At 45.0% G+C, this 24,429-nt stretch carries 31 protein-coding genes and 1 tRNA gene; 22 read left to right on the top strand and 10 right to left on the bottom strand.

All coding sequences use genetic code 11. From position 1 onward, the window contains the following. Nucleotides 1-212: 212 nt before the first annotated feature. The 5 genes from BLV50_RS26870 (at nt 213) to BLV50_RS33200 (ending at nt 3,864) form a co-directional block, all read left to right on the top strand. Nucleotides 213-1,433: a MalY/PatB family protein gene (locus BLV50_RS26870; protein WP_090810798.1), complete on the top strand. Its 1,221-nt coding sequence runs from the start codon at nt 213-215 to the stop codon at nt 1,431-1,433. Between the two features lie 274 nt (nt 1,434-1,707). After that, the gene (ung, locus tag BLV50_RS26865) at nt 1,708-2,376 is read left to right on the top strand and encodes a uracil-DNA glycosylase (protein ID WP_063565748.1); all 669 of its coding nucleotides are present in this window, start codon (nt 1,708-1,710) and stop codon (nt 2,374-2,376) included. Nucleotides 2,377-2,390: 14 nt separating this feature from the next. Then, nucleotides 2,391-2,816, top strand: a complete 426-nt coding sequence (locus tag BLV50_RS26860; protein ID WP_125477324.1) for a hypothetical protein — start codon at nt 2,391-2,393, stop codon at nt 2,814-2,816. A gap of 233 nt (nt 2,817-3,049) precedes the next feature. Next, a complete protein-coding gene (locus BLV50_RS26855) occupies nt 3,050-3,634 on the top strand; it encodes an LOG family protein (protein WP_072735382.1) in 585 nt (194 codons plus the stop codon). A 98-nt stretch (nt 3,635-3,732) separates the two neighbouring features. Beyond that, nucleotides 3,733-3,864 carry a YjcZ family sporulation protein gene (locus BLV50_RS33200; RefSeq protein ID WP_211754062.1) on the top strand — a complete coding sequence of 44 codons (132 nt, stop codon included), beginning with the start codon at nt 3,733-3,735 and terminating at the stop codon, nt 3,862-3,864. A 173-nt stretch (nt 3,865-4,037) separates the two neighbouring features. Here the strand turns inward: BLV50_RS33200 and BLV50_RS33195 are convergent, their stop codons facing one another. Further along, the gene (locus tag BLV50_RS33195; protein WP_072735381.1) at nt 4,038-4,232 is read right to left on the bottom strand and encodes a hypothetical protein; all 195 of its coding nucleotides are present in this window, start codon (nt 4,230-4,232) and stop codon (nt 4,038-4,040) included. 358 nt (nt 4,233-4,590) lie between these two features. Here BLV50_RS33195 and BLV50_RS26845 point away from each other — a divergent pair, with 358 nt between their 5' ends. The 4 genes from BLV50_RS26845 (at nt 4,591) to BLV50_RS26830 (ending at nt 9,411) form a co-directional block, all read left to right on the top strand. Further along, entirely contained in the window at nt 4,591-5,328 is a 738-nt protein-coding gene (locus BLV50_RS26845; protein WP_063565537.1) for a glycerophosphodiester phosphodiesterase, read from the top strand. 233 nt (nt 5,329-5,561) lie between these two features. Further along, nucleotides 5,562-6,617, top strand: coding sequence for a FecCD family ABC transporter permease (locus tag BLV50_RS26840; protein WP_063565538.1), 1,056 nt, complete (start codon nt 5,562-5,564; stop codon nt 6,615-6,617). A 2-nt stretch (nt 6,618-6,619) separates the two neighbouring features. After that, nucleotides 6,620-7,651, top strand: a complete 1,032-nt coding sequence (locus BLV50_RS26835; protein WP_024631187.1) for a FecCD family ABC transporter permease — start codon at nt 6,620-6,622, stop codon at nt 7,649-7,651. A gap of 44 nt (nt 7,652-7,695) precedes the next feature. Beyond that, nucleotides 7,696-9,411, top strand: a complete 1,716-nt coding sequence (locus BLV50_RS26830) for an ABC transporter ATP-binding protein (protein ID WP_063565539.1) — start codon at nt 7,696-7,698, stop codon at nt 9,409-9,411. A 156-nt stretch (nt 9,412-9,567) separates the two neighbouring features. Here the strand turns inward: BLV50_RS26830 and BLV50_RS26825 are convergent, their stop codons facing one another. After that, nucleotides 9,568-11,370, bottom strand: coding sequence for an AraC family transcriptional regulator (locus BLV50_RS26825; protein WP_090810794.1), 1,803 nt, complete (start codon nt 11,368-11,370; stop codon nt 9,568-9,570). A gap of 216 nt (nt 11,371-11,586) precedes the next feature. Then, the gene (locus tag BLV50_RS26820; protein ID WP_072735378.1) at nt 11,587-12,582 is read right to left on the bottom strand and encodes an ABC transporter substrate-binding protein; all 996 of its coding nucleotides are present in this window, start codon (nt 12,580-12,582) and stop codon (nt 11,587-11,589) included. A 166-nt stretch (nt 12,583-12,748) separates the two neighbouring features. Between BLV50_RS26820 and BLV50_RS26815 the strand changes: the two genes are divergently transcribed. From BLV50_RS26815 to BLV50_RS26800, 4 genes are all read left to right on the top strand, one after another. Continuing rightward, nucleotides 12,749-13,072: a hypothetical protein gene (locus tag BLV50_RS26815; protein ID WP_256338056.1), complete on the top strand. Its 324-nt coding sequence runs from the start codon at nt 12,749-12,751 to the stop codon at nt 13,070-13,072. A 104-nt stretch (nt 13,073-13,176) separates the two neighbouring features. After that, nucleotides 13,177-13,755 carry a DUF3221 domain-containing protein gene (locus BLV50_RS26810; protein WP_064636518.1) on the top strand — a complete coding sequence of 193 codons (579 nt, stop codon included), beginning with the start codon at nt 13,177-13,179 and terminating at the stop codon, nt 13,753-13,755. Nucleotides 13,756-13,790: 35 nt separating this feature from the next. Then, on the top strand, nt 13,791-14,183 hold the full coding sequence (locus BLV50_RS26805; protein WP_090810792.1) for a DUF5071 domain-containing protein: 393 nt from the start codon (nt 13,791-13,793) through the stop codon (nt 14,181-14,183). A 155-nt stretch (nt 14,184-14,338) separates the two neighbouring features. Then, nucleotides 14,339-15,358, top strand: coding sequence for a VanZ family protein (locus BLV50_RS26800; protein ID WP_256338055.1), 1,020 nt, complete (start codon nt 14,339-14,341; stop codon nt 15,356-15,358). 111 nt (nt 15,359-15,469) lie between these two features. Here BLV50_RS26800 and BLV50_RS26795 read toward each other — a convergent pair whose 3' ends face one another. Next, nucleotides 15,470-16,372: a manganese catalase family protein gene (locus BLV50_RS26795; protein WP_090810790.1), complete on the bottom strand. Its 903-nt coding sequence runs from the start codon at nt 16,370-16,372 to the stop codon at nt 15,470-15,472. A gap of 211 nt (nt 16,373-16,583) precedes the next feature. On the opposite strand from BLV50_RS26795, the gene BLV50_RS26790 reads away from it, so the two are divergent. From BLV50_RS26790 to BLV50_RS26775, 4 genes are all read left to right on the top strand, one after another. Continuing rightward, nucleotides 16,584-16,898, top strand: a complete 315-nt coding sequence (locus BLV50_RS26790) for a hypothetical protein (protein ID WP_218135430.1) — start codon at nt 16,584-16,586, stop codon at nt 16,896-16,898. A gap of 54 nt (nt 16,899-16,952) precedes the next feature. Beyond that, complete coding sequence (locus tag BLV50_RS26785) at nt 16,953-17,273, top strand: DUF3889 domain-containing protein (RefSeq protein ID WP_064636525.1); 321 nt, start codon at nt 16,953-16,955, stop codon at nt 17,271-17,273. A gap of 169 nt (nt 17,274-17,442) precedes the next feature. Next, a complete protein-coding gene (locus BLV50_RS26780; protein WP_064636528.1) occupies nt 17,443-17,655 on the top strand; it encodes a hypothetical protein in 213 nt (70 codons plus the stop codon). Continuing rightward, nucleotides 17,649-17,930, top strand: a complete 282-nt coding sequence (locus BLV50_RS26775) for a hypothetical protein (protein ID WP_063565552.1) — start codon at nt 17,649-17,651, stop codon at nt 17,928-17,930. The genes BLV50_RS26780 and BLV50_RS26775 overlap by 7 nt, the downstream gene beginning before the upstream one ends. A 60-nt stretch (nt 17,931-17,990) precedes the next feature. Here the strand turns inward: BLV50_RS26775 and BLV50_RS26770 are convergent, their stop codons facing one another. The 3 genes from BLV50_RS26770 to BLV50_RS26760 form a co-directional block, all read right to left on the bottom strand. Next, nucleotides 17,991-18,227, bottom strand: coding sequence for a DUF3892 domain-containing protein (locus tag BLV50_RS26770; protein WP_063565553.1), 237 nt, complete (start codon nt 18,225-18,227; stop codon nt 17,991-17,993). 110 nt (nt 18,228-18,337) lie between these two features. After that, nucleotides 18,338-18,781: a GNAT family N-acetyltransferase gene (locus tag BLV50_RS26765; protein ID WP_063565750.1), complete on the bottom strand. Its 444-nt coding sequence runs from the start codon at nt 18,779-18,781 to the stop codon at nt 18,338-18,340. A gap of 236 nt (nt 18,782-19,017) precedes the next feature. Further along, on the bottom strand, nt 19,018-19,272 hold the full coding sequence (locus tag BLV50_RS26760) for a hypothetical protein (RefSeq protein ID WP_063565554.1): 255 nt from the start codon (nt 19,270-19,272) through the stop codon (nt 19,018-19,020). 144 nt (nt 19,273-19,416) lie between these two features. Between BLV50_RS26760 and BLV50_RS26755 the strand changes: the two genes are divergently transcribed. After that, a tRNA-Val gene (locus tag BLV50_RS26755) sits at nt 19,417-19,489 on the top strand. Nucleotides 19,490-19,625: 136 nt separating this feature from the next. On the opposite strand, the gene BLV50_RS26750 is transcribed toward BLV50_RS26755, so the two are convergent. Next, nucleotides 19,626-19,961 (bottom strand): winged helix-turn-helix transcriptional regulator, encoded by a 336-nt coding sequence (locus tag BLV50_RS26750; protein WP_063565556.1) that lies wholly within the window; start codon nt 19,959-19,961, stop codon nt 19,626-19,628. A gap of 127 nt (nt 19,962-20,088) precedes the next feature. Here BLV50_RS26750 and BLV50_RS26745 point away from each other — a divergent pair, with 127 nt between their 5' ends. The 3 genes from BLV50_RS26745 (at nt 20,089) to BLV50_RS26735 (ending at nt 22,726) form a co-directional block, all read left to right on the top strand. After that, a complete protein-coding gene (locus tag BLV50_RS26745; protein ID WP_072735373.1) occupies nt 20,089-21,285 on the top strand; it encodes an NADH-dependent flavin oxidoreductase in 1,197 nt (398 codons plus the stop codon). Between the two features lie 221 nt (nt 21,286-21,506). Then, a complete protein-coding gene (locus BLV50_RS26740) occupies nt 21,507-21,926 on the top strand; it encodes an organic hydroperoxide resistance protein (RefSeq protein ID WP_064636540.1) in 420 nt (139 codons plus the stop codon). 239 nt (nt 21,927-22,165) lie between these two features. After that, nucleotides 22,166-22,726 carry a YdhK family protein gene (locus tag BLV50_RS26735; protein ID WP_090810786.1) on the top strand — a complete coding sequence of 187 codons (561 nt, stop codon included), beginning with the start codon at nt 22,166-22,168 and terminating at the stop codon, nt 22,724-22,726. 178 nt (nt 22,727-22,904) lie between these two features. Here BLV50_RS26735 and BLV50_RS33605 read toward each other — a convergent pair whose 3' ends face one another. Beyond that, nucleotides 22,905-23,141 carry a dehydrogenase gene (locus BLV50_RS33605; RefSeq protein WP_256338057.1) on the bottom strand — a complete coding sequence of 79 codons (237 nt, stop codon included), beginning with the start codon at nt 23,139-23,141 and terminating at the stop codon, nt 22,905-22,907. Beyond that, the gene (locus tag BLV50_RS26730; RefSeq protein ID WP_256338054.1) at nt 23,141-23,584 is read right to left on the bottom strand and encodes an SDR family NAD(P)-dependent oxidoreductase; all 444 of its coding nucleotides are present in this window, start codon (nt 23,582-23,584) and stop codon (nt 23,141-23,143) included. Before BLV50_RS26730 ends, BLV50_RS33605 begins: the two co-directional genes overlap by 1 nt. Nucleotides 23,585-23,779: 195 nt before the next feature. On the opposite strand from BLV50_RS26730, the gene BLV50_RS26725 reads away from it, so the two are divergent. Further along, nucleotides 23,780-24,367, top strand: coding sequence for a TetR/AcrR family transcriptional regulator (locus tag BLV50_RS26725; RefSeq protein WP_090810783.1), 588 nt, complete (start codon nt 23,780-23,782; stop codon nt 24,365-24,367). Nucleotides 24,368-24,429: the final 62 nt, after the last annotated feature.

Genomic DNA, 24,429 nt, shown 5'->3' with positions numbered 1-24,429 from the left:
GAGAAAAGGTGAAACCCCTTGGTAAAATCAATCTATACGAAAAATATAACACTTTTTTCATGAAAATACCTATTATGACGAAACATTAAGATGGATTTGTTTCTTCTGAATAGATTCTATTGCGTTTGATGTAACTTCTAAGCCATGAAATAATGTGTCTAACAGAACCTCATCCCAGGATGGAGAACAGAGAGAAAGAGGCGCAGAAGGCTATGAAGTATGATTTCGATGAGATTATTGATCGCACAGGAACCAATGCCATGAATACGGATGGTTTCCGTCAATATATTTTTAATGCAACAGAAGATATGAAATTTCCATTTAAGGATGAAGAATTTATTCGCATGTGGATTGCAGATATGGAGTTTGCCACACCTCCCGAAATACGGGAAGCAGTTAAGGAGCGTTTGGACCGGAAAATTATGGGGTACTCCCAGGTGTTCGATCCGGCATACTACGAAGCTGTCTCCAACTGGATGAACAGATACTATGACTGGTCCTTTCCCAAGGAGCATCTGGAGACATCACATGGGATCATTCCTGCTCTATATGAATTAGTTGAATATATTTGCAAACCGAATGAGAAGGTGCTGATTGTGACGCCCTCCTATGGTTATTTTAAATCGGCTGCGGAGCATAATCATATTGAACTAGTTTGCTCAGATTTGATCAACGAGCAGGGACATTATTCAATAGACTTTACAGATTTTGAAGCCAAAGCCAGTAATGAACAAGTTACGTTATGTATTTTTTGCAATCCGCATAATCCGTCTGGACGCGTATGGACAACAGAAGAGTTACAACGTGTGGGTGAGATCTGTCTGAGCCATAACGTGTGGGTAATCTCGGATGAAATTCACTGTGACTTGCTGCGTACAGGTAAGAAGCATACGCCTCTTGCCAAGCTGTTCCCGGATACGGATCGAATCATTACCTGTATGTCTCCAAGCAAAACGTTCAATATGGCGGGCCTAATGTTCTCCAATGTGATTATTGCAAATGAAGGACTCCGAACGATCTGGCAGAAACGGCATTATGGGTTCAAAAATCCGCTGAGCATTGCAGCGACTCAAGCGGCTTACGAACATGGCGACGAATGGCTGAAACAGTTGAAAACGTATCTTGATGACAATTTTGCCTTTGTGGATCAATATGTGAAGCGTTATCTGCCACAGGCGGTATTTCATATTCCGGAAGCTACGTATCTGGCATGGATTGATATTACGGCATACGTCCCTGCAAATGTAAACCTGCCTTTATTTTTCGCTGAACAAGCGGGGGTATTACTTGAAGATGGACATATGTTTGTAGCTAATGGAGGCGGGTGTATCCGTCTAAACTTGGCATGTCCGCGTTCGGTTCTTGAAGAGGGACTCAGAAGAATAAGCACTCTATTGGTCAATAAAGATGAGGGCGTACCCGTTCAAGTCTGATTAAGTTATCTATAAACAAGGTACTGGATTGCTTTAACTCTGTTGTACAGATTCAGAGCGCATCAATTTACAACGATAGATATTCCATGCTCGGTCTGAAGTAACGTTAGTTATAGAGGCAACCCTATCCCCTGATGTACACTTCTGGTCTGCTGTCCCCGGTTATGTTAAAATGGTGGATAGTCTATGAGTCGTAGGATACGGCTCACGCAGGTGGCAGTTCGTTATGTGGACTGCACGGATATGTATTCATCAGGGAAAGGAGCCTTTACATATGTTTGGAAATGATTGGGACTCTGTACTTCAGGAAGAGACTGAAGCCGAGTATTTCAACAACATTCGTTATGCACTCGCCGCCGAGTATAAAACACAGACCATCTTTCCACCCAAGGAAGATTTGTTCTCGGCTCTTAAACTGACCCCGTATCATAAGGTCAAAGCCGTTATTATCGGTCAGGACCCTTATCACGGAGCGGGTCAGGCTCAGGGATTAAGTTTCTCAGTCAGACCGGGGGTGCGCGTTCCTCCTTCTTTGAAAAATATATATAAGGAGCTTCACGCGGATCTGGGTCTGCCGATTCCGAATCACGGATCGCTGGTTCATTGGGCAGAGCAGGGCGTGCTGCTGCTTAATGCGGTTCTGACGGTACGGGAAGGGCAGCCGAACTCCCATCAGGGACTGGGATGGCAGACGTTTACAGACGCTGTCATCCGGGCATTGAATGAACGTTCAGAACCGATGGTATTTATGCTTTGGGGCAGTCATGCCCAGAAGAAAGGGGCATTCATTAACCGGGATAAACATCTGGTGTTGGAGTCTACGCATCCAAGTCCGCTTGCAGCACATCGTGGCTTCCTGGGCAGTCGTCCTTTTTCCAAAGCCAATGAATTTTTGACCTCCAAAGGTATTGAACCGATTGATTGGACGATACCGGAAAACTAGACAAACGGGGGGCGATGGCATTGCGACATTGGGTAGGACGGAAAGTAGCCGTATATCGTGCAACCGGCATACGAGAGCCACTGAAAGGAACACTGGTCGAGTGGGATGAAGAAGCGGATTGTGTACGAATCGGACCCAAGCGGATCAAGGTATCGTTCGACAATATCGCAATGATCCGGCCTCTGCCTGAAGAGAGCCTTCCCTTGAAAAAAGCGCGATCCGAGGTGCATAAGGTTGGATATGTGATGAAAAAGGCCGTACAATTTGAAAATGCCATCTATTTCAAATCACAGGTTATGATTTGGCGTCGGGCCAAAATTGTAGCATTATCCACAACGATTATACGTCATGATGATGATCAGGTTGAGCTTGCAGACGGCCGGATTCTTCGTAAGGACAAGCATATGTTTGTGGTGCGCTCACGGCGTGGAATACGATAAGTCGGTTGATATTTAATATTCATTTCATGCAAAGATCATATGGATTTAATGTTTGGCCTTTATAGTAAACAGTAACAACCCCTTCTAAATGATGTGTACTAATTATGGGAACCCGACCGGCTGCAAACGGTCGGGTGTTTTTTTATTCACTTGAGTATGATGAGTGATGTAACATAGTATTTACATTCATGTTATACACTAATGAAATAGATCATGAGAAGGAGTGAAACCCATTGAAACGTATATGTGTTTTTGCAGGCTCCAACCCGGGAAATCACCCCGATTACACACAGCAGGCTATTAAATTGGGTAAACAGATCGCCGATAGCGGGTACGCACTCGTCTATGGGGGGTCATGTATGGGATTAATGGGTGCAGTCGCGGATGCTGCTCTGGAGCAGGGTGGAGAAGTAATTGGTGTCATGCCGACTGGCTTGTTCCGGGGAGAGGTCGTACATGGAGGTCTTACGCAGCTGATTGAAGTGGGAACGATGCATGAACGCAAGGCAACGATGGCCGAGCTGTCCGACGGATTTGTGGCTCTCCCTGGTGGTATGGGTACATTTGAAGAACTATTTGAGGTTCTTTGCTGGGCACAAATTGGCATTCATCGTAAACCCGTTGGTTTGTTAAATGTAAACGGATATTACGAGCCGTTGATGAAAATGGTTGAGCATAGCGTGCATGAAGGATTTTCCAATACATCACATCTCAGTCTATGGAGTCTGGAATCTGATCCGGCTGAACTATTGAATCGGATGTCATCCTATATTCCGGCACAGTTGACCCAGAAGTGGTCACAGCTTCAGGATAAATAACTACCCGCTCCAGCGGAAAACTTTCCGATGTGCCCAAGCAAGTTCCCTCCCCAAACATAGTCTATAGTGTACTTTCTTAAAAGAGGGGAGTGTCACTCATGAGCGAAATCAAAGGCACAGGATACGGTTACGGATACGGCGGCTTTGGTGGTGGAGCATGGACATCAACAGGCGCGATTCTGGTGTTGTTCATCCTACTCGTTATCATCTCTCGTACATTCGTTCTGTAATTCGAGCAGCCATTCCGGGACGGTGACATAATCGCCGGGGCAACGCCCGATGAAGAAATGGCCTTTCCAAAGAGACGCCGTACGGTCGGCGTCTCAGGGGAACGGTTTTTTTCTGTCTGCAAAAAAAAGAACTCCGCCTCTATAGAAAAGAGAGACAGAGTGGGCAAGGGGAGTTAGACCGTTACCTCAGTATCACCCGGCAAACTGAGTGTTCTCCATGCAATGTATAGTCCAATTGCGGCTGCAATAAGAGCAAGGATGGCAGCGATAAAAGCCAACTTATCCAGTTGACTCTGTTCATCCAGAACGGATGATTGATTACTTGTTTTGTCGGGAACAGACAGCCCTCGAACGGATGCCTTTTTCATGTATTGGCGTGGTCTGGGGGGCGTTCTAGTTTTACTGCTGGGTTTGCCGGATCTGCTTTTGGCAGAAATTCTGGGCAAGGGAGCTTTTTTGGAGGAAGATTTGGGAGATACAGTTCTGTTCTTCGTTAGGGGTTTCAATGGGCGACCTCCTTACAGCGGAGTGCAGTTGTCTATGACTGATACTATATTATGTCTGCTTTACAGATTGAGTTCACAAAATGAGTGAATCCCCAGCCCTCCAAGATGTTGCCCTATACGCGGACGGAGCATACAATTAAACGCTCTGTTAATACAGGTATGACAAACTGCGTTTATAGTGAGAATCATAGAGTTAATGTTGAACTCAGGAGGCGCTGGAATGAAAAGAATTGAAAATATCGCCCATAGGGGAGCATCTGCCGTATGCCCCGAGAATACGATGGTGGCGTTTGAACGCAGCTTGCAGCTTGGAGCGACAGGCATTGAAACGGATGTCCAGCTTTCCAGTGATGGTAGCCTGGTATTGATACATGATGAGACGTTAAGTCGTACTGCCGGAGCAGAAGGCTGGGTCAAGGATAAATCAGTTGAAGAATTACGTACTCTTGACGCAGGTGCTTGGTTCCATGCCGATTTTGCTGGAGAACGTATTCCATCTTTGGATGAATTATTTGATTTGGTTCGGGGGAAAGACATTCTACTTAACCTGGAATTGAAAAATGGTGTTATTAGTTATAAGGGAATGGAAGAAAAGTTGATACAAGCGATTCGGAATTGGGGCATGGAACAACAGGTCATTCTATCCAGCTTCAATCATGCCTCGTTAGTGAGGTGCAAACGTCTTGCCCCGGAAATTCGCACAGCAATTTTATATATGGAAAAGCTGTACCGCCCATATGATTATGCTGCCAAACTGGAAGCTTCTGCTCTGCATCCCTACAAGGTTGCTGTAACACGAGAAGAAGTTGCTGCTGCGTTGGCTCAGGGAATTGCAACACACCCGTTCACGGTGAATGATCCTGCCGAAATGCAGGAATTGATCGATATGGGTGTGAAGGGACTTATTACAGATGTGCCGGATGTGCTGGCAGCATTGACTGCTGTGCATAGTCGTTAAATCATATGTAAAACCAAGGTGCTGCATTGGAGTTCTTATACTCCATGCAGCTTTTTTTAGTACAAAAATTCATTTATGCAATAAACTTGTCCCATTTGTCCATTGCCAGAGACAGCTAGTTGACATACAATGATCTATGGGAATGAGAATCAATATCAGTTATGTATTAATAGAGAGGTGATTGTTATGTACATAGGATCTGTCTACATCACTCATAACAAGGGTGGGGACATATGAGTTCGAAAGTTTCACCGGCAAGTCAACCTACGGAATCACCGACAGCCAAAATACACACTCGTCCCTGGGCTGCCACATTGATCCTGACAGGGGGGATTCTGCTGCTCGCGCTGGGTATGGCGCTGTCCATTTCGTTTGGGGCTGCAGATATCAAGCTGGGCGTTGTATGGGAGGCAATCTTTAACTTTAATCCTGAACTGACTCCGCATCAGATTATATGGGAGATTCGGTTACCGCGTATTCTTGGCGGAGCAATGGTGGGTGCCTGCTTCGCAGTAGCCGGTGCCATTATGCAGGGGATGACCCGTAACCCGCTGGCAGATTCCGGTTTGCTCGGATTGAATGCTGGCGCAGGATTTGCGCTCGCTGTCTGCTTTGCCTTTTTCCCAGGCATGCCATATATGTATATCATTCTGTACTCCTTCGTTGGTGCAGGACTTGGGGTTCTGTTGGTCTATGGTTTCGGTGCAGCGTCCAAATCTGGACTTACACCTCTCCGGCTGGTTCTGGCGGGGGCGGCAGTGTCTGCGATGCTTTCAGCACTCAGTGAAGGGATTGCACTGTATTTCAAAATTGGACAAGACCTTGCTTTCTGGACAGCTGGCGGTGTCGCCGGGACGAAGTGGTCCCAGTTGGAAGTCATGTTCCCTTGGGTTTTAGCTGCGCTTATTGCAGGGATTATTATCTCCCGTTCCATTACGCTGCTTAGCTTGGGAGAAGATATCGCCGTTGGGTTGGGTCAACGTACTGGCCTGATCAAGCTGGTTGGTCTGATTGTTGTACTAATCCTCGCAGGTACGGCCGTATCCGTGGTGGGTGCTGTTGGTTTTGTAGGGCTCATCATTCCCCATCTCACACGTAAATTAGTTGGGGTCGATTATCGCTGGATTATTCCATGTTCCGCAGTGATGGGCAGTCTGCTGCTCGTATTCGCGGATCTGGCTGCACGTATGATTAACCCGCCATATGAGACGCCAATTGGCGCCTTGGTTGCCCTAATTGGGGTACCTTTCTTCCTCTATCTGGCGCGTAAAGAAAGGAGGACTCTGTAACGATGGAATCCTCAACTTTGGTTGGAGCAGAACGCAAAAAGAGAACAAAAAGCACCATTGTCATGATTGTGCTTGGTGCGTTGATTATTACAGCTTTTATTATCAGTATGAATACAGGGTTCACTCGGCTTTCTCCACTTGAGGTGATGCGGACCCTGTTTGGCGGTGGGACAGCTAAGCAGGAACTGATCTTGTTTGAATTCCGTTTGCCGCGTATCGTCATTTCGGTTCTGGTCGGTGCGGGACTTGCGCTATCCGGTTGTATTCTGCAGGGGGTATCCCGAAATCCTCTGGCTGATCCAGGGATTCTCGGTATCAATGCTGGTGCCGGATTGGTTGTTATGTTGTTTGTTTCCTTCTTCCCGACAACAACGGCGGCTCCGGTATTTTTGCTGCCAATCCTGGCCCTGATCGGTGCAACTTTTGCTGCATTTCTGATTTATGTGCTCTCTTACAAAAAGGGAGAAGGTCTCATGCCTACGCGCATGTTGCTTACAGGGATAGGTGTAGCGGCAGGAATCAGCTCAGCCATGATTGTACTAACACTTCGGCTTAGCCCGGAGAAGTATCAATTTGTGGCCACCTGGATGGCAGGTAGCATCTGGGGTTCCAACTGGAAATTCGTAACAGCGTTGCTGCCGTTTCTCATTGTCCTTGTGCCGCTTGTTCTGTATAAAGCCCGTGTGCTCAATGTACTGAACCTTGGCGACCAAACAGCAAGTGGTCTCGGCGCTCCGGTGGAACGCGAAAGACTGATCCTGCTGGCTGCAGCCGTGGGACTGGCCGGATCATGCGTATCCGTCAGTGGCGGCATTGGTTTTGTGGGTCTGATTGGTCCACATTTGGCACGTCGTCTCGTGGGACCAAAACATCAGTTCCTTTTGCCTGCATCCGCACTGGTCGGATCATTGCTTGTGCTTGTTGCAGATACGCTGGGACGCGTAATCTTGCAGCCTTCAGAGATTCCGGCAGGTATTCTGGTTGCCATCATTGGTGCCCCGTACTTCCTGTATCTCTTGAGCAAAACGAAATAGAAAGCAATCATGTTGTATGGTTGCTATAAGGAGGACTTCAGTCCATGCTTCGCCGTTTCTTTGCCTATTACAGGCCTTACAAAAAGCTGTTCATTCTGGACTTTAGCTGCGCGATTTTCGTAGCTCTGCTAGAACTGGCCTTCCCGCTGGCAGTCAATAGAGTCGTGGATGACCTTTTGCCAGGGGGACGCTGGGACTGGATATTATGGGCATGTCTTGCGCTGCTCGCGATCTATCTATTAAACTCGTTCCTCAACTTTGTTGTTACATACTGGGGACATAAGCTTGGTATTAATATCGAGACCGATATGCGTAAGGCACTTTTCAATCATGTACAGAAGTTATCATTCCGTTTCTTTGACAATACCAAAACCGGACACCTGGTCTCTCGTATGACCAATGACCTGATGGATATCGGCGAGATTGCCCATCATGGTCCGGAGGATGTATTTATCGCAGTAATGACGTTGATCGGTGCATTCAGCATCATGATGAGCATTAACGGAAATCTGGCCGTGTTAACATTTATTATCGTGCCGCTCATTATTTATCTTTCCTTGTATTTTGGCAGCAAGATGTCCAAGGCATTTAGCCGAATGTTCGGGGATATAGCGGATTTCAACGCACGTGTAGAAAACAATGTAAGTGGTATTCGCGTGGTTCAGGCTTTTGCGAATGAAGAGCATGAAAAAGCACAATTCGCTGTAAACAACAGCCGTTTCCGTCAGACCAAACTGATCGCGTACAGAATCATGGCCTGGAACTCTTCCATCAGTTACATGCTGATGAAGCTGGTATCCCTCTTTGTACTGGTATGCGGCACATGGTTTGTCATTCAAGGCAGTATGAGCTATGGTCAATTTATTGCATTTATTATGCTGTCCAATGTGTTTCTTACACCCATTCAGAAGATCAACTCCGTTATTGAGACGTATCCAAAAGGGATTGCGGGTTTCAAACGTTATACGGAATTGCTCGATATGGAGCCGGACGTTGAAGATCGACCGGGTGCCACTACGGTATCTCATCTGCGTGGAGATATCCGATATGAGCAGGTGACCTTTGGCTATTCGGATCAGGAGCCTGTTCTTAAAGGGATTGATCTGAATATTCACGCTGGTGAAACAGTGGCCCTTGTTGGACCATCGGGTGCAGGGAAAACAACGCTGTGCAGTCTGCTGCCTCGTTTCTATGATGTGCTGGAAGGTCGCATCACGATCGATGGTCAGGAGATTCAAGACATGACGCTGGATTCATTGCGCAGTCAGATCGGAATTGTTCAGCAGGACGTGTTCCTGTTCGATGGAACCGTTCGTGAGAATATTGCGTATGGCAAGCTGGATGCAACAGAAGAAGAAATCTGGATGGCAGCTCGTCGTGCACAGATGGAAACACTGATCACTTCCATGCCGGAAGGAATGGACACGTTAATTGGTGAACGCGGTGTGAAGCTGTCCGGCGGACAGAAACAGCGTTTGTCCATTGCACGTATGTTCCTGAAGAATCCTCCGATTCTAATTTTGGACGAAGCTACATCTGCATTGGATACTGAGACAGAAGCAGCGATCCAGCAATCCCTTGCGGAATTGTCCGAAGGACGGACTACCCTGGTTATTGCCCACAGATTGGCTACGATCAAAAATGCGGATCGCATTATTGTTGTTGCCGAGCAAGGAATTACTGAGCAGGGCAGACACGAAGAATTGCTTGAAGCAGGTGGAGTATACAGTCGTCTGCATTATGCACAGTTCGGTGCCTGAACGTAACAGAGAGTTTGTGAACGTATTATAAGAGAGCTGTATAAGGAGTAAAAAAATAACGCCTTCGTCTACTCATGATCCTGAGTAAGCGAAGGCGTCTTTTCTACTTTTTAATATCACGTTGTGCCAGATGGCAAGAGAAGTGAATCACGCAAACTAAGTCAGCGGATGGTTTAAAATACGTGGCATGACTTTGAGCAAACGATCTCTTGTGATCGGGTCATCGAAGTTCCATTTGGCATTAGTGGTATACGTGTGTGCACGAACAGAGGCGGGTAGCTCGTCCCAGCTGGTCTGATTGAGAAGTTGTCGCAGATGGGCGTCATGACGACGGTTGCTGGAGGTTAATACGAACAGGCGGTCACCTGCATAGTCGGCCACTTCATGCTTCTGAATTTTGAGAAAACGAACATCGTTCTTCATCAGGGAAGCCACGGTATCGGGAGGGCTGAACCCAAGGGGATGATAGAGTGTCAGTGGGAACCCCTGAACCCCCATCACATACCACTCTCCATCCAGCTCAAGCAGCACGCTTGCTGTTTCTCCCGTGCCTGTACTTCCGCCCAGGCGTCTCCACATATGTTCGTGTTTTTCTTCATAGTGGGCAATCCACTGTTCCGCTTTCTGTTCTTCACCCACATGTTTGGCAATACTGCGCAGTTGCTCGGCGGTATTGCTTGCCGGATTGATGGTCAGTGTGGGCGCCACCTGCTCAAGCAATTCTCTCATCGCGTCCGAACGGTGCTCATAGACAATAAGGTCAGGTGCCAGACCTGCGATAGCGGAAGTATTGTTGATTACACCCACATCTTCAATGTGCTGCAGTTGGTTCCTGTATACGACTTGATGACGGATAATGGTGAGTTCTGCGCCAACGGGCCGAATTCCCAGTGTCAGCATGTGTCCGACCATACTGCCCATCGTGACAATTTTGGGAGAGTGTGTTGTCGGTTTAGACTGCACAGGGTTAACAGCAACGGGTAGAATTGATGGAAAGGATGAAACAAGTGCATTAGTTGCATTAGGTGCATTCTCTGAGTCGGATGGTGCCAGTGAGGGGGAAGCGGACGATATGTTTTCCGAGTCAGAGTCAGGTGAAGTTCGGGATACGTTCCAAGTGGATAAGAAATTCCTGTCGCTTCGATGCTGACGAACATATTGTTTGGGTGAAAACCCCGTCATCTGGCTGAATCGCCGATTGAAATAGTACTCATCGCTGAACCCTACGCTGCGAGCGATCTCACGTAAAGGATCATCTGTGCGCATCAGCAGGGTCTTGGCCTGTTCGATTCGTAACCGGGTAATATAGTCCAGCGGCTTATACCCCGTTATGCTCTGGAATCGTGAACTATATTGTGAGCGTCCCATACTGGCCTGAGTTGCAAGCTGTTCAACTGTAATTGATTCTGTGTAATGCCGCCCAATGTATTGAATGGTGGCGCGCACCGATTCGTCTGGATGAGTACTTTTGCGAACAGTTTGAGCATTTTCCAGCAGAAGCACGATCATTTCCTGTAAAATAATCTGTTGTCTGAACTGTTGCATCTCATCTGATGCGTTTTCCCCAAATCCAACATGTTGTTCAAGCAAATGAACATATTGAGAGAACGGACGAATAGGTATAGGCTGTCCGTAAGGAAAAAGACGGTCCAAGGCAGATGCCGGTTCCTTGCTACCTCTGGCAAACACGTCAAAAGAGATATAGATTCCGTCTAACTGTCCATCACCGGTTAATTGAATCTGACTCTGGGGATGCAGGAGCATGGTGGTTCCTTTTTTGACGGGTACAGGGATGTCCTGTACATATAAAGTTCCTTTTCCCGAAGTAAACGAGAGCAGGGAATGCTTTTCAAGAACGGAGGAGATGCTCGGTGTCAGCAGTTTGCTGAGCAAATGGGATCGCGAGTTGGCATAGGATAGGGACAGAAGATCCGGAGTATTCTGGGTAGGTCGTCTCAACACGGAATCCTCTTTTCATAGCATATTTATTGAGAATAGTTATCAATTATAGTTGATTGTATATAAAGGAGCACTTTTTTTCAATGGCAAATAACCGGAGGCTCCTGTGTGTCAGGAACTGCACCGGTCATGAGTGGAGGGCAGTAGCCCTACAGATAATGCTTCTCTAGCAAAATGGTTTATCCTGAAGATCCTAACGCTTCGTGAATTGATGTGTTATTTTCCTAGTATGGAAGGCAGTTCGTCCATCAGTCGTTCTTTGGTAATCGGATCATCAAAGTTCCACTTGGTATTAAGATAGTAGACTTTATTGTTTTTAACAGCCGGGATGGACTTCCAGATGTCGGTCGTCATGATGGAGTCACTGTTATTTCGCTCTTCCTCTGATAGATCCGTGAGGACAAACAAGTATTCACCTGCATATTCCGGCAGCAGCTCGCTGGAGATGTTGGCAAAACGTTCATTTTTATCAATCAAGGATTCTTTAACTTTGGGAGCAGGGGTGAATTGCAATGTATCATACACAGTTTCGGCAAGTGCGCTGTTGCCCATCACGTACATATCTTTGCCAAGCTGGAGAAAGACGGATGCGGTTACACCTGTGGGCAAATCAAGCTGATTTCGTACTTGCTCGGATTGCTCTGCATAGGTTTTAATCCATTCCTCGGCTGCTTGCTCTTTCCCTAGAATGTCACCGAAGACTTTCACACGTTCATTGGTTGATAGACGGTCATAGGTTACTGTCGGAGCAATCTTCGATAACAAAGTATATTGGTTCTCTTCATAATAACTGCCGCCAGCATCCAGCAGGATCAGATCAGGACTTAATGAAGTGATTTTCTCCAGATCGCCTTGCAAGTCGCCTACATCTTCAATCCCATCCAGCAATTCGGGATAAGCGATCTGATCACCAATGATGCCTAGGGCTGCACCTACTGGTTTAACATCCAGGGCAAGCAAATCTCCCAGATCACTGCCTGTGAAAATAATACGTTTCGCGTTGACCGGAATCTCTACCGTGTGGCCCAGGGAGTCGGTGTAACTCTTGGTTTCACTTTGTTCGGACTGCGCTCGAGTTGAGGTGGTCGATTCACCTGATTCTGCTTCAGCGGTCGTAGTGGGTGGTTCTGCTTTGCTGCCACAGGCAGATAGCAGTGCACCAATCAGGGTAATCATGAGTATAAGGGTACCGAGCTTACGTGTTGCGTTCATCGTTATGGTTCCTCCCGCATAGGTTACTTATTGGATAATGATAATCATTATCAATTTTGTTCGATTGTGATCAGTTTATCGAAAGCGGGTTGGCAGTACAATGGACAAACAGGCGGAAATCCTTTGTACAAAAATAAAACGATTCTAAGTGGAGGAGGCGAACGTTATGAACATTATGCTGGAAATTCTCATGACTTGGCTGATATTGATTTTGATTCTAACCATCTTGGTGCAAGGTATTAGAAAGAATTCGAAGGAAGGAGCCAAGTCCGTCTTCAGACGTTGGGGAGGATTATTGATCGGATTATTTGTTGTGGGGACTGTACCTTTGGGCTTTGCGATGTATACAGAGTGGGGTGTAGAGCGGCTGGATGCCAACATTGGATTGGGACTGGCTTTGTTTTTTACCTGGGCATACTGTGCTCTCTTGTTATGTGTGGAATTAATTGTATGGGGGAGGTACTGGTATAAGCAATACGGGAAGAAGTGATTTTGTTGCCCGCATGATTATGATAAACGTATGTTTGCATGCAACAATCAGCATATATTGAACGTTGAAGGTAGAAATAGGTGTTAATAAAGGGGGATTTACATATGTCCCATCTTCGTCGAGTTCTGATATCGCTCTCAATCCTGATCGTATGCCTTACTGGATGTTCAGGACATATCGATTGTAATTCTGTGCAAACTCAAGCGAATCCCCCAAGTGATAATGGATTCACTGGTTATGTGGTTGACCGCGAAGGCAATTCCATTCTAGTGGTTGATCCTGCATATGAAGACTTCGGTGCGAACGAAGGAGAAAGTCGGTATTATCCGGCAAAATGGTTCTCCAATGCGCCTGATCCACAGATCGGCTCCTATGTTGAGATCTGGACGGATGGCAGCCCGGAAAATCAGCCCTATCCCGGTCAGGCCAGAGCGGAAACGATTGCTGTATCCTGTCCGGCCACTCCAGACGGTGCTCACCTAAGTGAGGCAGATGCGATTCGGGGTGGACTGTACTCATCAGACGGAGAGCAAGTACGTATTCCTGTAATTGAGAATGTTGATTTCGATAAGGATATAGGAATATGGACCATTCGTATGCGAGATGCAATATCAACGACGGATATTCAGGATCCAATAGAAGTAAAAGTAGAAGACATTGAGCCAGTAGGGGAGCAGGAGTAAGGATGTAGGATTTCAATGTTGGATGAAAAGAGGAGATAGGTCTGAATGTTAGAGAATGGGTTCCCCGCGACAAGTCTGATTTTGAAGCGGTGCGTAAGTTAAGTGAACTAAGTAATGAAGAGTTGAGAGATATTATTCCTGAGCTTATGGAGTGGTTGCAAGATGGGAATTGGCCCATTGCCAGATCCGTAGAAGATTTACTTTTAAGATTTGGAGAAGAACTTATTCCTCACATTCAAAATGTATTTAAAACAAAAGATCCACAGTGGGAATATTTTATGCTCAGTGGTTTAATCAGTAGATTGCCTTCACGATATCTAATAGTATTGAAGGTTGATTTGGAAAGAATTTTGAAAAATCCTACAAAAAGTGAGATGCTTGAGGAATTGGATGAGATTATAGTACCCCTATTGAATAAAATACAATAACAAGCAATTTAATTTTGTGATTCAGAAAAGTTCATACGAAGCAGCAGTGCAAACAACCTTGAACGGCACAACCTTTCAGGGTTACCAAGAAATCAAGGAGCAACGTGAGTCCTGCAGATTGTAGTGTAGGAATGATTTGATGATGTAGAAGTTTATTGAAAAAAGAAGGTGTGATTTTGATTTTGTATCAAGGAAAGTCAAGAAAATTCATCATTGTATTGTTATCGTTGTATACTTGTTTAACATTGTATTTCTTATTCCTGGGCTTCGATAGAAGCTCGGCCAGTCCTGATCAGGGCTGGCGATACAGCTTCACCCCTGAAGGAATTCCTTTACATTTTCCAATGGGGAGAGATTTTAAGATATGGTTTTTTGAAATGGGGAACTTTGTAGCATTCATCCCCTTCGGGATGGTCATTCCGCTCCTCTTTCGCTGTGGGTTTATTCGCTTTATCAGCATATTCATTCTCTGCATTACGATGTTAGAGACATTGCAAATGATTTCCCGTTTAGGTGCGTTTGATATAGACGATATCCTGATTAATACTTTAGGGGCTGCCGTTGGATATGGAGCACAGCGGATAGTAAAGCATCATCGGAATACATTAAAAGGACTTATTCGAATCTTCCTGACAGCGATTATTTTTTCAATAGGTACGATCACTGTTGTTGGCGGCCTCAATCATTATTTAGATAACGTTGACGGAAAAAGTGTTGCACTGAATGAACTTGTTTCGAGCGATGGGGCTGTAGTATGGGATGAAGAACTCTCCAGTTTTACAGTAGGCCAAACAAATGTCGAGCCTCAAATCAATCTGTACAGTAGAGAAAAACAAAAAACGAATGAGTTTTCATATCTCTTAAATAAAAAATACAAAAATATGAAAGGTTATTTCGCTATACCGGACGATGTTGTCCGAAGAACAAGCCATGAGCTTATTACAATAAGCTTTATCGCCGATGGCACAGAAATTTATTCCTTGGTTGTATCAGCAAACAGCGGGGAGAACCATCCTGACTCTTTTCAAACTCCGTTAAAGGGAGTTAATGAACTGACTATAAAAGTAATAACCGATGGTTCAAATCCGGTGACCAATATAGTGATGTGGGACATTGCATTGACAGAGCCAAACACAGGGCAAAAGTTCATCAACAGCATTAAATCCATGTTTTAATATATCAATAATAGCCCTCGATCCTGCCACTGAAGCAGCAAGATCCGAGGGCTTAATCCATTTTCATGCCATATCAACAACAACTAATACATCCACTACAACAAAGCTTTCTTAATCCGCAATATTTCCCGCCATCTTCAGACGACGTGCAATTTCCTGGAAGTCTTCCTGCGAAATACCTGGTGCGAATTCTTCTTCCACCGCAGGAGCTTCAGGAATCGGATACCCTTCAGGTACGCCTTGAATGACTTCCAGCGGTTGTCCATCTTCGGGGTGTGTTCCTTTCCAGATCTGACTGATTGCAGTAAAGTCTTTATCACTATAGGTATACAGCTTAGTGTGTAGGCCCTTTTCTTCGTATTTCCAAGCCTCGTTAAAGGATTTGTTGCTCAAGGATGGAATCGGCACCAATTTGGTTACATTCACTCCGGTTGCGATTTCAAGCGCTTTAGCATAAGCGACCACATGCACGCCACCGCGTACCAGCAAATAGCCAACAACTGCCCGGGCTGCGGGGTGATCGGTCATTTCATAAACTTTCATTTTATGTGTACGTGCTCCGCATTCAAGAAAAAAGTTATGCAGCAGATCTTCGACCAGATTTCCACTGTTAAAAACATGGGCGCCTGTCCATGGATTGCCCATGGAGTCGAAAGGCATTGCTCCCTGTGCGCCAGCCAGGAAATGATAGGACAGACGCGCATCCTTCACGGAACCAAGTGGTATATCGTCAGGCTCTTTGTACTCAGTGGAACCTCTGAGGCATTTGTTAATGCCATGGGACACAAGCTCTACATGACCCAATTCTTCGGCGGTGATACTCATCACCAGATCGTAGAAGGGTTTCAATTTTTCTTTAGAGCGAAAATTAAAGGATTGATAGAGGTAATTGTTCAACGTTGACATCTCTCCGAATTTACCACCCAGCAATTCTTGTATCGCTGCCGCTGCATTCGGGTCCGGTCTCTCGACATTGGGGATTTCAATTGCGATTTCATCCATACGTTTGAACATTCGGTGTAACCTCCTCGAAATGATTGCTCAGAATAATGAAGTGATGTTGTCATGGCCTATTACACGTTTATCGAATACGCTAAACCCATAATTTTGCAATTGAGGCTTAAGGCGTATGTAGTTAAGTCTACATTTGTTATTTCCAATCCCGTATTATTTATGTACAATCAGGACAAATGAAGTTAAGTATGGTTGTCATTATCTGATTTAAATGAAGGAGAAACTGAGAGTGCGCAAAAGTTGGATTATGGTAGGATGGGGTGTCCTGCTGCTTGTCGTTTTTGGATGTAGCGATGTTACGGCAGCATACGCAGATTATCCAAGTGAGCTGGATCAACAAACACGAGATGCGCTTATAGAAAAGTACGGTTTGGAAAAGCCGGAAGATCCACCACCGCGTAATCTTTTATTGGAGGGTGACTGGGGGATAAGCTTCAAATCACCAATCGAACGGTATAAGATGGCGATCAGTACGATTCAATCGCTCCAGCAACCGATTACGTTTATCCTTCGTCTACTGGTGTAAAATAAACTTCTACAGGGCAGGCTAACGTAAACATTGTCCCGAGGAGTGAATGATATGAGAATGCTCATCGTAGCCCTGATGACGGTGATACTAAGTTTAAGTGGACTAGCAACAAGTTCAGCAACTGCAATTCCGGATTATGCGAAGTGGGGAATCATTGCAGTGAAAGAAACACAAACCAAGTACAACGTGGATATTTTGGATTACAAACACATCGGTCGCACCTCACTAACAGCAGACCAATCCCGTGAACAGTTCAAGTTATGGGTACGTAACAAAGACGGTAAACAATTTGCTGTATTTGTGAATGTTGATTTTAATCCGTCTACCCAGCAGCTGAAAAAAGTACAATTCACGGAATCGGATCGACGTTGAACTGAACATGCACTGCATAGCAAGGCAGGATAGGAACCAGACTTCCCTATGAGAGGGAGTGAGTCTGGTTTTTTTATTTCAAAAAAATCCTTTTTTTAGTTGTTGAATAAAGAACTTATGTTCGCATATAATAATAAAACAAACACATGTTCTTATTGGAGGGATGATTATGCTAGGGAAATATATTGGTCAGATGGTGGAGCTCGTCTACATGGATCGTGCAGGGCATATTACACAGCGGCAGATTCGAATCAACAGTGTACGGGAAGGTAAGATTAGAGCATCCGCAGGGAAAGAAGGGGCACCCCGAACATTTCTTGAACAAGGTATTCTTGCATGGCGTCCCGTACTCCATAAGGAAGGGAAGGAAGAAATATGCTGAATGATTTTGAACGCAAAATTTTGCGTATTATTGTTAATTATGCGGGGCAGCGTCGTCGAGTACCACGAATGGATGAGCTGGAGAATAAGACGGGCAGAACCAAGGCGTTCATTCATGAGTCACTGCTGGAGCTTGAGCGCAGGCAGCATATTGTGTGGGAGAACAAGTCTACGCTGGAAGGCATACTAATTCTGCAAGCATGGGAGCAGGAATCACAGCCCATTCGCAAAAGCCAGCCTGCTGGCGATGCCGTGAAATATTTTACCGAATATTAAAACGTAAAAAACGCCAACCCGGAATGCCGGATTGGCGCCATGTTAATCAGCATACATCTATTAGAAGATAGGAAGTTGATCAAGGTTATTGGTTGGGTCGCCGTCTGCGTCACCGCGAATGTACATTTCGCCGTCTTTGCCTTTAAAGACATTCACACCTGCAATTGATCCTGCTTTTACTTCTGCCAGTGCTTGTTGGTAATCCAGCACACGTCCGGATGAAGTTTGAAACGCCGTCAGATCGCCGTCACCATTTTTTTGTACTGCTGTGAAGCTTTCGCGTGTCGTTTGATCCATGATGTCACACTCTCCTTATCTGACCAAATAGGAATCTGGTTACCTCTTTAGCCTGTCCGGATCAAAAAAAAGTATGCACAACATAGCTTCATATCGCACGCTGAGGTTATTTACAGGCTCTTTTGCATACGAACGTGCAGAATATCTGCATCATAAAAAGGCTCTTCCGAGATCACTTCATATCCGAGCTTCTCATAGAACTTCTGCGCCTGGCATTGTGCGTCCAAAACAGAGTAGGCCAATCCCAATTCGCGTGCTCGTTCTTCCATGGCTAACAGAAGCACACGTCCGTAACCGAACGAACGATGAGATTTGAGTACAGCGATACGCTGCATTTTGGCGGTATCCTTGGTGTAATAGATCAGACGCCCTGTGGCTACAGCCTGTCCATCTTTACTCAACAATACGTGATGCACATCAGGACTGATGATATCATATTGATCGATCTCAATGTCAGCAGGCACCTGCTGCTCGATGACAAAAACATGATTGCGAATATCCAATGCTTCCTGGAGTTGTTCTTCAGTCGTTACATAACTAATCTCAGCTGCCAATTCCATACCTTCTTTCTGCTCTACGCTATCAGACTGAATTATACAAAAAAATGCTTTTCCTGTATAGTTAAGACTGGAACATACTGGGAGAGGAGGGGCGCACCGTGGGTATGGCAGGAGTGATGGCAATCACCCTTTTGATGGCGGCAGGAATGATTGCTTTGTTGTATTATGTGACTAAGAAGGCGTACTCCAAAAAGTGGGACGAAGACGAGTGAAATGCAATTTGATGTTCCTCAGGGTAAGACTTCAACATTGCCTTGTGGGGAGTAAACGTCATGCACAACAGACTTGGAATACACATCCAGCCAAACGGGCAGATCATCATTCACCTCATGGGGCTCTTTTAACTGTTGGAATTGTACTGTATGTTCATCTCGTTCCAAACTACAACCGACAGAAACGTATATTAATGCAACAAGCGCAATCAAACAGGCTAAGTTTTTGGCTATGATAAATAAACGCAGCTTACGTTCTTTCATGTTCCTCATATGGAAGTCACCTCGTCATCAAAATGGTAATCATTCCTTTATTGTGCACCAATTCGAATAAAATATTACCAATATAACAATTGACAATGAACACGGTTACTTGGTATGATACTGTTACTTGATTGGAAAACAATCAGATATCATGATCTGTTAGCTCAGCTGGGAGAGCACTATCTTGACAGGGTAGGGGTCAGTGGTTCGAGCCCACTACAGATCATAACAAAAAGTCCTTGCGCAGCAAGGGCTTTTTTCTTTTGTCTAGTTTTAGAACAAGTCATGATGAAGTCTTGGGGGGACAATTGGGGGATGAAAATTAAAAGAAAAAGCTATATCCTTCGCTGCGCTACGTTTGACTAATTCTTCTGCAAATCAGCAAGATTCTGTCTACCCCAATCGCAGAGAATCTCCAGCACAGGCATCAGCGTTAATCCTTCACGAGACAAAGAGTATTCTACTTTTGGTGGTAATTGTGGGTACTCTGTACGGATAATTAATTGGTCGGCTTCTAGTTCCTTCAGTTGAGAGCTTAGCATTTTATGCGTAATTCCATCCAAAGCTCTTTTCAGTTCTCCATATCGCAATGTTTCTTTTTTCCATAACCAAAATAAGATATGCATTTTCCATTTTCCACCGATCAACGACATGGCATGTGAAAATGGTTTAACGTTTACTTCCTCAGCAATTTCCATATTCCACTCTCCTTTTAGTTAGTATCTACCTTTTAAGTGCATACTATACTCTTTTTTCACCCTACTATACAATAACTCATGAAACAGAGACAAGGGTGGACACGCCTAATAAAAGGAGAGAATATATATGGAAAATAGTAATCGTAATTTCTTGCAGCCTTATACATTTGCGAATGGTTTTACGTTGAAAAATAGAGTGGTCATGGCGCCAATGACAACAATGTCCAGTTTCTTCGATGGTTCCATCACCAATGATGAAGTCGATTATTATGCCGAACGGGCTGGAGGCCCTGGAATGATCATTACAGGTGTTGCGTACGTAACCGATGGGGGAAAAGGCTTCGAAGGTGAGCTCTCCATCGCAAGTGATTCTACAATCAAAGGACTGTCCAAAATTGCAAGAGCCATTCAGAAAGACGGAACGAAAGCCATTGTGCAAATCTTTCATGCAGGGCGCAAAACGAACTCCAAAACGCTAAGAGGTGTACAACCCACCAGTGCGAGTGCAATCGCTGCCGCTCATCCAATCGGCTCGGAGACGCCGCGTGAATTGACTCCTGAGGAAATCGAAAACATTATTAAGGACTTCGGCAGAGCAACCTTACGAGCCATTCAAGCTGGTTTTGACGGGGTAGAGCTTCACGGGGCCAACACATATCTGTTGCAGCAATTTTTCTCCGTCAATTCCAATCAACGGTCCGATCAGTGGGGTGGCAGTTTTGAAAATCGTATGCGATTTCCGCTGGCAGTCATTCAGGAGGTTGCATCGGTGATCGATGCTCATGCGGATAAACCCTTTATCCTCGGTTACCGGATTTCACCGGAAGAAATTCATATGCCGGGCATTCAGCTCGAAGACTCCTTGGCGTTTGCCCAGGCGCTGACAGACACTCGGGTTGATTACATTCATCTGTCGATGGGAAGTTACAAACGAACATCTTTAAACCACCCACATGATAAAGAGCCAATCTTGACTAAATTCGTCCGAGTTTTGGATCACAAAAAACCTCTGATTGGCATCGGATCGATTGAGCGGCCGGAAGACGCGGAAGAGGTCATCAACGCCGGGGCAACTTTGGCTGCACTCGGACGGGAATTGATTCGTGAGCCAAAATGGGTACAGAAGGTGAAAGCAGGTGACCTTGGCAGCATTCGTTACCAAATATCCCCGTCGGATATGGATGAGTTGCGCATTCCATTGGCGATGCAGACTTATCTGGAAGGTTCGTTTCGGGAGGTCATGCACTTTACTACCGACAGTCAGGAAGGGACTGACTACCAGAATTCACTTGCACCGATGGAGGGCTTTGAGAAGAAAATGTAAAAGCTAAACTATATTAGGTAGATTCAACTTTTGGATCAGTGATAGATATTTATCAATTACGGAGCAACCATTTCCTGCTATTACAAGAGGGAATGGTTGTTTTTAATTTTATAATAATGATTTACAAACACAATTAAATTGTGTACAATCTAATTGTTAGCAAAACAAAAGAGACATCATCTTTACAAAATAAAATCTAAATTACAGAGGAGCCAATACTCATGAAAACATTATATGAAACCACAGTTATCAATACAGGTGGACGTCAAGGGATTGTGCAATCGCCAGATAACGTATTTATGCTCGATGTAGCTGCCCCACCTGAACTGGGAGGTAAAGTGACGACAGCTACGAATCCAGAGCAATTGTTTGCAGCAGGCTACAGTGCTTGCTTTAATTCAGCGCTGGAGTTTCAGTTGAAGAAACACAAAGTTGAAATTGAGAGAAGCACAGTATCGGCTACGGTTATGCTTGTGACAGACCCTACGGATAATGGTGTGAAACTGGAAGTGGAACTTGAAGTTAAAATTGAGGGTCTGGATGAGGAGACAGCACAGAAATTTGTCAAACTTGCGCATGACTACTGCCCATATTCCAAAGGAATCAAAGGGAACGTCAATGTTACCGTGGGACTAGCCTAATTGTTGAGCCGAGTCGATCGAACGGTTTCGTTTTGGACTTCATTGTTAAAGTCTGAAGCATGTATTTAAAATAATTTCTAAAAACTGAAGGCCTCCGAGAAATCGGAGGTTTTTTTTGATATGCTCTTTAATTCTGCAGCGATAACCAATAATAGATAAAGAAATCAATTACGATTGAAATATACCCATATGGGGTATATTATAGGTGTAGAAATCGAAAGTTCAAAGGAGTGCAACTCATGAAAAAGTATGCAATGATATTGCTGACTACGGTGATCACGGGCAGTCTGATGTTAAGTGGATGTGGCAAGAATGTTGAGCAGGATAATAGCAGTAGTGACAGTCATGCAGCGAGCACAGGAGAGATGCACCACTCGGATTCGGGAGAATTACCGGAAGGACTTCAGGAAAAGAAAAATCCTACATATCCAGTGGGCAGCCATGTCGTGTTGAGTACGGACCATATGGCCGGAATGAAGCGTGCAGAAGCAACAATTGTGGGAGCCTATGAGACAACAGCGTATACAGTCTCGTATACACCAACTACAGGGGGAGACACTGTGAAAAATCATAAATGGGTCATTCAAGAGGAAATTCAGGACCATACGGATCAACCGTATGCAGCAGGAGCAGAGGTTGTGCTGAACGCTGACCACATGCCAGGAATGAAAGGTGCTAAGGCAACGATTGACTCCGCTGAGCAAACGACGGTATATATGGTTGATTATACCCCGACCACAGGCGGAGATCCGGTGAAGAATCATAAATGGGTCACGGAAGAAGAATTGTCTGCTAAATGAGAGAGCTTGAAGTAAGTGCCTGAAGTAAGTGCCTGAAGTAATAGTTGTTAAGCCTCACATCCATGCGTATAACTTGTGTTAGTCATTATGTGATTACCAAAACCACCCTCCTCACTTTTTAAGTGAAAAGGGTGGTTTTATATATAACAACGCAAAACTATCTTTTGAAAATCTCCAGTTACCAGACAATCGTTTCTGGAGTAACACCAACCGGGAATGTTTGCTCAGCTTTATCTTTCTCCACATACATATCATACCAAGCGTCAGCAATGTATTTAGGGTCTGTTGGTGTATCCGGCTTGATGAATACACCCAAGGAGAGGTGACCCACATAAATGCCTTTCGGAGCGAGGTCCGTATGCAGATTGTTGGCATAGTTTCGTAATCCGCCCAAAGCAATCCCCACGTTACCCATCATCGGAATTGGATATATAGCGGAAAGCCCAGTGGTGAACAGAATCGCTCCAGTCTGACGTTCCAGCATAGCTGTAATACCTGTTGCACACTATGAATTGCACCAAGTACCAGACCCTGGAACTGATCCAATGCATTATCCGCAGTAACATTCATGGCAGGTGTAGGAGGGAACTGTCCAACAGTAGGACTGAATTCGAGCACATCAATAAAACCGTACTTCTCTTTGATTTGGTCAAAAGCTTGTGTTAATTGTTCCGGGTTATATAGATCGGCTGCGAAGCCGGATGCTTCAATACCTTCTGATTTTAACTGGGCTGCCAGGTTATCGAGTTTGTCTTGGTGTCGTGATACCAGAGCTACTTGAAATCCGTTTTGTCCAAATTTCTGTCCTATAGCCATCCCGAGTCCGGGGCCTGCGCCAACAATGACGATGGTTTTCATATCATGTTTCTCCTTTTCATTCTTAGATTGTAAATAGTAGACTAGACAACTAAAGTAATGTAAACAACGCTTGTTGTTAAGCATGCTATACTAATCCAATCAGGCTTACAATCAGCAAAAAGCAGAATCGTTGCGTAGACAACAGTTCCTATATTTTTGTTGCGAACATTATGCAAAAGGCGAGGAGACGTTCGAATGACGATCAAAAATAACCAGGATCCTCGTGTCATCCGGACACGTCAGCTCCTGCAGGATGCGTTCCTATCCCTATTGCAGCATCAGGACTTTGATTCTCTGACCGTGGGGGATATTACCGAAAAAGCTACGGTGAATCGAGCCACATTTTATGCACACTTCACCGATAAATTTGCCATTCTGGATTCGACCGTTACGTATTCATTCATGGAGAAATTGAATGATCGAATGGATCAGGGTGATACATTTAATGAAGAAGTTTTGAGAAAAATATTAACAGCCCTGGGTGAATTTCATGCTGAAGTCAGTACTCGCTGCGAACGAAGTTACAGGTCACTGGGAACCGTACTGGAACTTCAAATTAGAGAAAAAATCCAGATTATTATTTTGCAACTGTTGAATCGTCAGAAAACCTCCACACCGGGGCAGATCTCTCGTAAAGAGACAGCAGCAGTTCTGTTAAGCTGGGGGATGTATGGCACGGCTTATCAATGGAACCTGCAGGGTCGGAACGTGCCTATGGAACAATGGATTAATGACACGCTTCCTCTACTGTTGTATGGAAATAGCATCTTTTTTGAGAATTAATAAATTTCTGCTCATTTATGGGTTATAATGGAACCATAAGATTAAAGCTGCTGGAAAGGGGA

The organism is Paenibacillus sp. 276b (genome assembly GCF_900107875.1).
Lineage (GTDB): Bacteria > Bacillota > Bacilli > Paenibacillales > Paenibacillaceae > Paenibacillus > Paenibacillus marchantiae.
The sequence above is the reverse complement of the archived record's forward strand: the minus strand, read 5'-3'. Positions and strand labels throughout refer to the sequence as shown.

Bases quoted from the DNA above. Each gene is read 5' to 3' on its own strand.
- BLV50_RS33605 (WP_256338057.1), bottom strand. From the start codon at position 23,141: ATGGGTAACGTGGGGATTGCTTTGGGCGGATTACGAAACTATGCCAAC.
- BLV50_RS26830 (WP_063565539.1), top strand. From the start codon at position 7,696: ATGCTTCGCCGTTTCTTTGCCTATTACAGGCCTTACAAAAAGCTGTTC.
- BLV50_RS26860 (WP_125477324.1), top strand. From the start codon at position 2,391: ATGGCATTGCGACATTGGGTAGGACGGAAAGTAGCCGTATATCGTGCA.
- BLV50_RS26835 (WP_024631187.1), top strand. From the start codon at position 6,620: ATGGAATCCTCAACTTTGGTTGGAGCAGAACGCAAAAAGAGAACAAAA.
- BLV50_RS26840 (WP_063565538.1), top strand. From the start codon at position 5,562: ATGAGTTCGAAAGTTTCACCGGCAAGTCAACCTACGGAATCACCGACA.
- BLV50_RS26770 (WP_063565553.1), bottom strand. From the start codon at position 18,227: ATGGATCAAACGACACGCGAAAGCTTCACAGCAGTACAAAAAAATGGT.
- BLV50_RS26815 (WP_256338056.1), top strand. From the start codon at position 12,749: ATGAACATTATGCTGGAAATTCTCATGACTTGGCTGATATTGATTTTG.
- BLV50_RS26750 (WP_063565556.1), bottom strand. From the start codon at position 19,961: ATGGAAATTGCTGAGGAAGTAAACGTTAAACCATTTTCACATGCCATG.
- BLV50_RS26780 (WP_064636528.1), top strand. From the start codon at position 17,443: ATGCTAGGGAAATATATTGGTCAGATGGTGGAGCTCGTCTACATGGAT.
- BLV50_RS26795 (WP_090810790.1), bottom strand. From the start codon at position 16,372: ATGTTCAAACGTATGGATGAAATCGCAATTGAAATCCCCAATGTCGAG.
- BLV50_RS26820 (WP_072735378.1), bottom strand. From the start codon at position 12,582: ATGAACGCAACACGTAAGCTCGGTACCCTTATACTCATGATTACCCTG.
- BLV50_RS26725 (WP_090810783.1), top strand. From the start codon at position 23,780: ATGACGATCAAAAATAACCAGGATCCTCGTGTCATCCGGACACGTCAG.
- BLV50_RS26730 (WP_256338054.1), bottom strand. From the start codon at position 23,584: ATGAAAACCATCGTCATTGTTGGCGCAGGCCCCGGACTCGGGATGGCT.
- BLV50_RS26810 (WP_064636518.1), top strand. From the start codon at position 13,177: ATGTCCCATCTTCGTCGAGTTCTGATATCGCTCTCAATCCTGATCGTA.
- BLV50_RS26785 (WP_064636525.1), top strand. From the start codon at position 16,953: ATGAGAATGCTCATCGTAGCCCTGATGACGGTGATACTAAGTTTAAGT.
- BLV50_RS26735 (WP_090810786.1), top strand. From the start codon at position 22,166: ATGAAAAAGTATGCAATGATATTGCTGACTACGGTGATCACGGGCAGT.
- ung (WP_063565748.1), top strand. From the start codon at position 1,708: ATGTTTGGAAATGATTGGGACTCTGTACTTCAGGAAGAGACTGAAGCC.
- BLV50_RS26775 (WP_063565552.1), top strand. From the start codon at position 17,649: ATGCTGAATGATTTTGAACGCAAAATTTTGCGTATTATTGTTAATTAT.
- BLV50_RS26790 (WP_218135430.1), top strand. From the start codon at position 16,584: ATGAAGGAGAAACTGAGAGTGCGCAAAAGTTGGATTATGGTAGGATGG.
- BLV50_RS26760 (WP_063565554.1), bottom strand. From the start codon at position 19,272: ATGAGGAACATGAAAGAACGTAAGCTGCGTTTATTTATCATAGCCAAA.
- BLV50_RS26740 (WP_064636540.1), top strand. From the start codon at position 21,507: ATGAAAACATTATATGAAACCACAGTTATCAATACAGGTGGACGTCAA.
- BLV50_RS26870 (WP_090810798.1), top strand. From the start codon at position 213: ATGAAGTATGATTTCGATGAGATTATTGATCGCACAGGAACCAATGCC.
- BLV50_RS26845 (WP_063565537.1), top strand. From the start codon at position 4,591: ATGAAAAGAATTGAAAATATCGCCCATAGGGGAGCATCTGCCGTATGC.
- BLV50_RS33195 (WP_072735381.1), bottom strand. From the start codon at position 4,232: ATGAAAAAGGCATCCGTTCGAGGGCTGTCTGTTCCCGACAAAACAAGT.
- BLV50_RS26745 (WP_072735373.1), top strand. From the start codon at position 20,089: ATGGAAAATAGTAATCGTAATTTCTTGCAGCCTTATACATTTGCGAAT.
- BLV50_RS33200 (WP_211754062.1), top strand. From the start codon at position 3,733: ATGAGCGAAATCAAAGGCACAGGATACGGTTACGGATACGGCGGCTTT.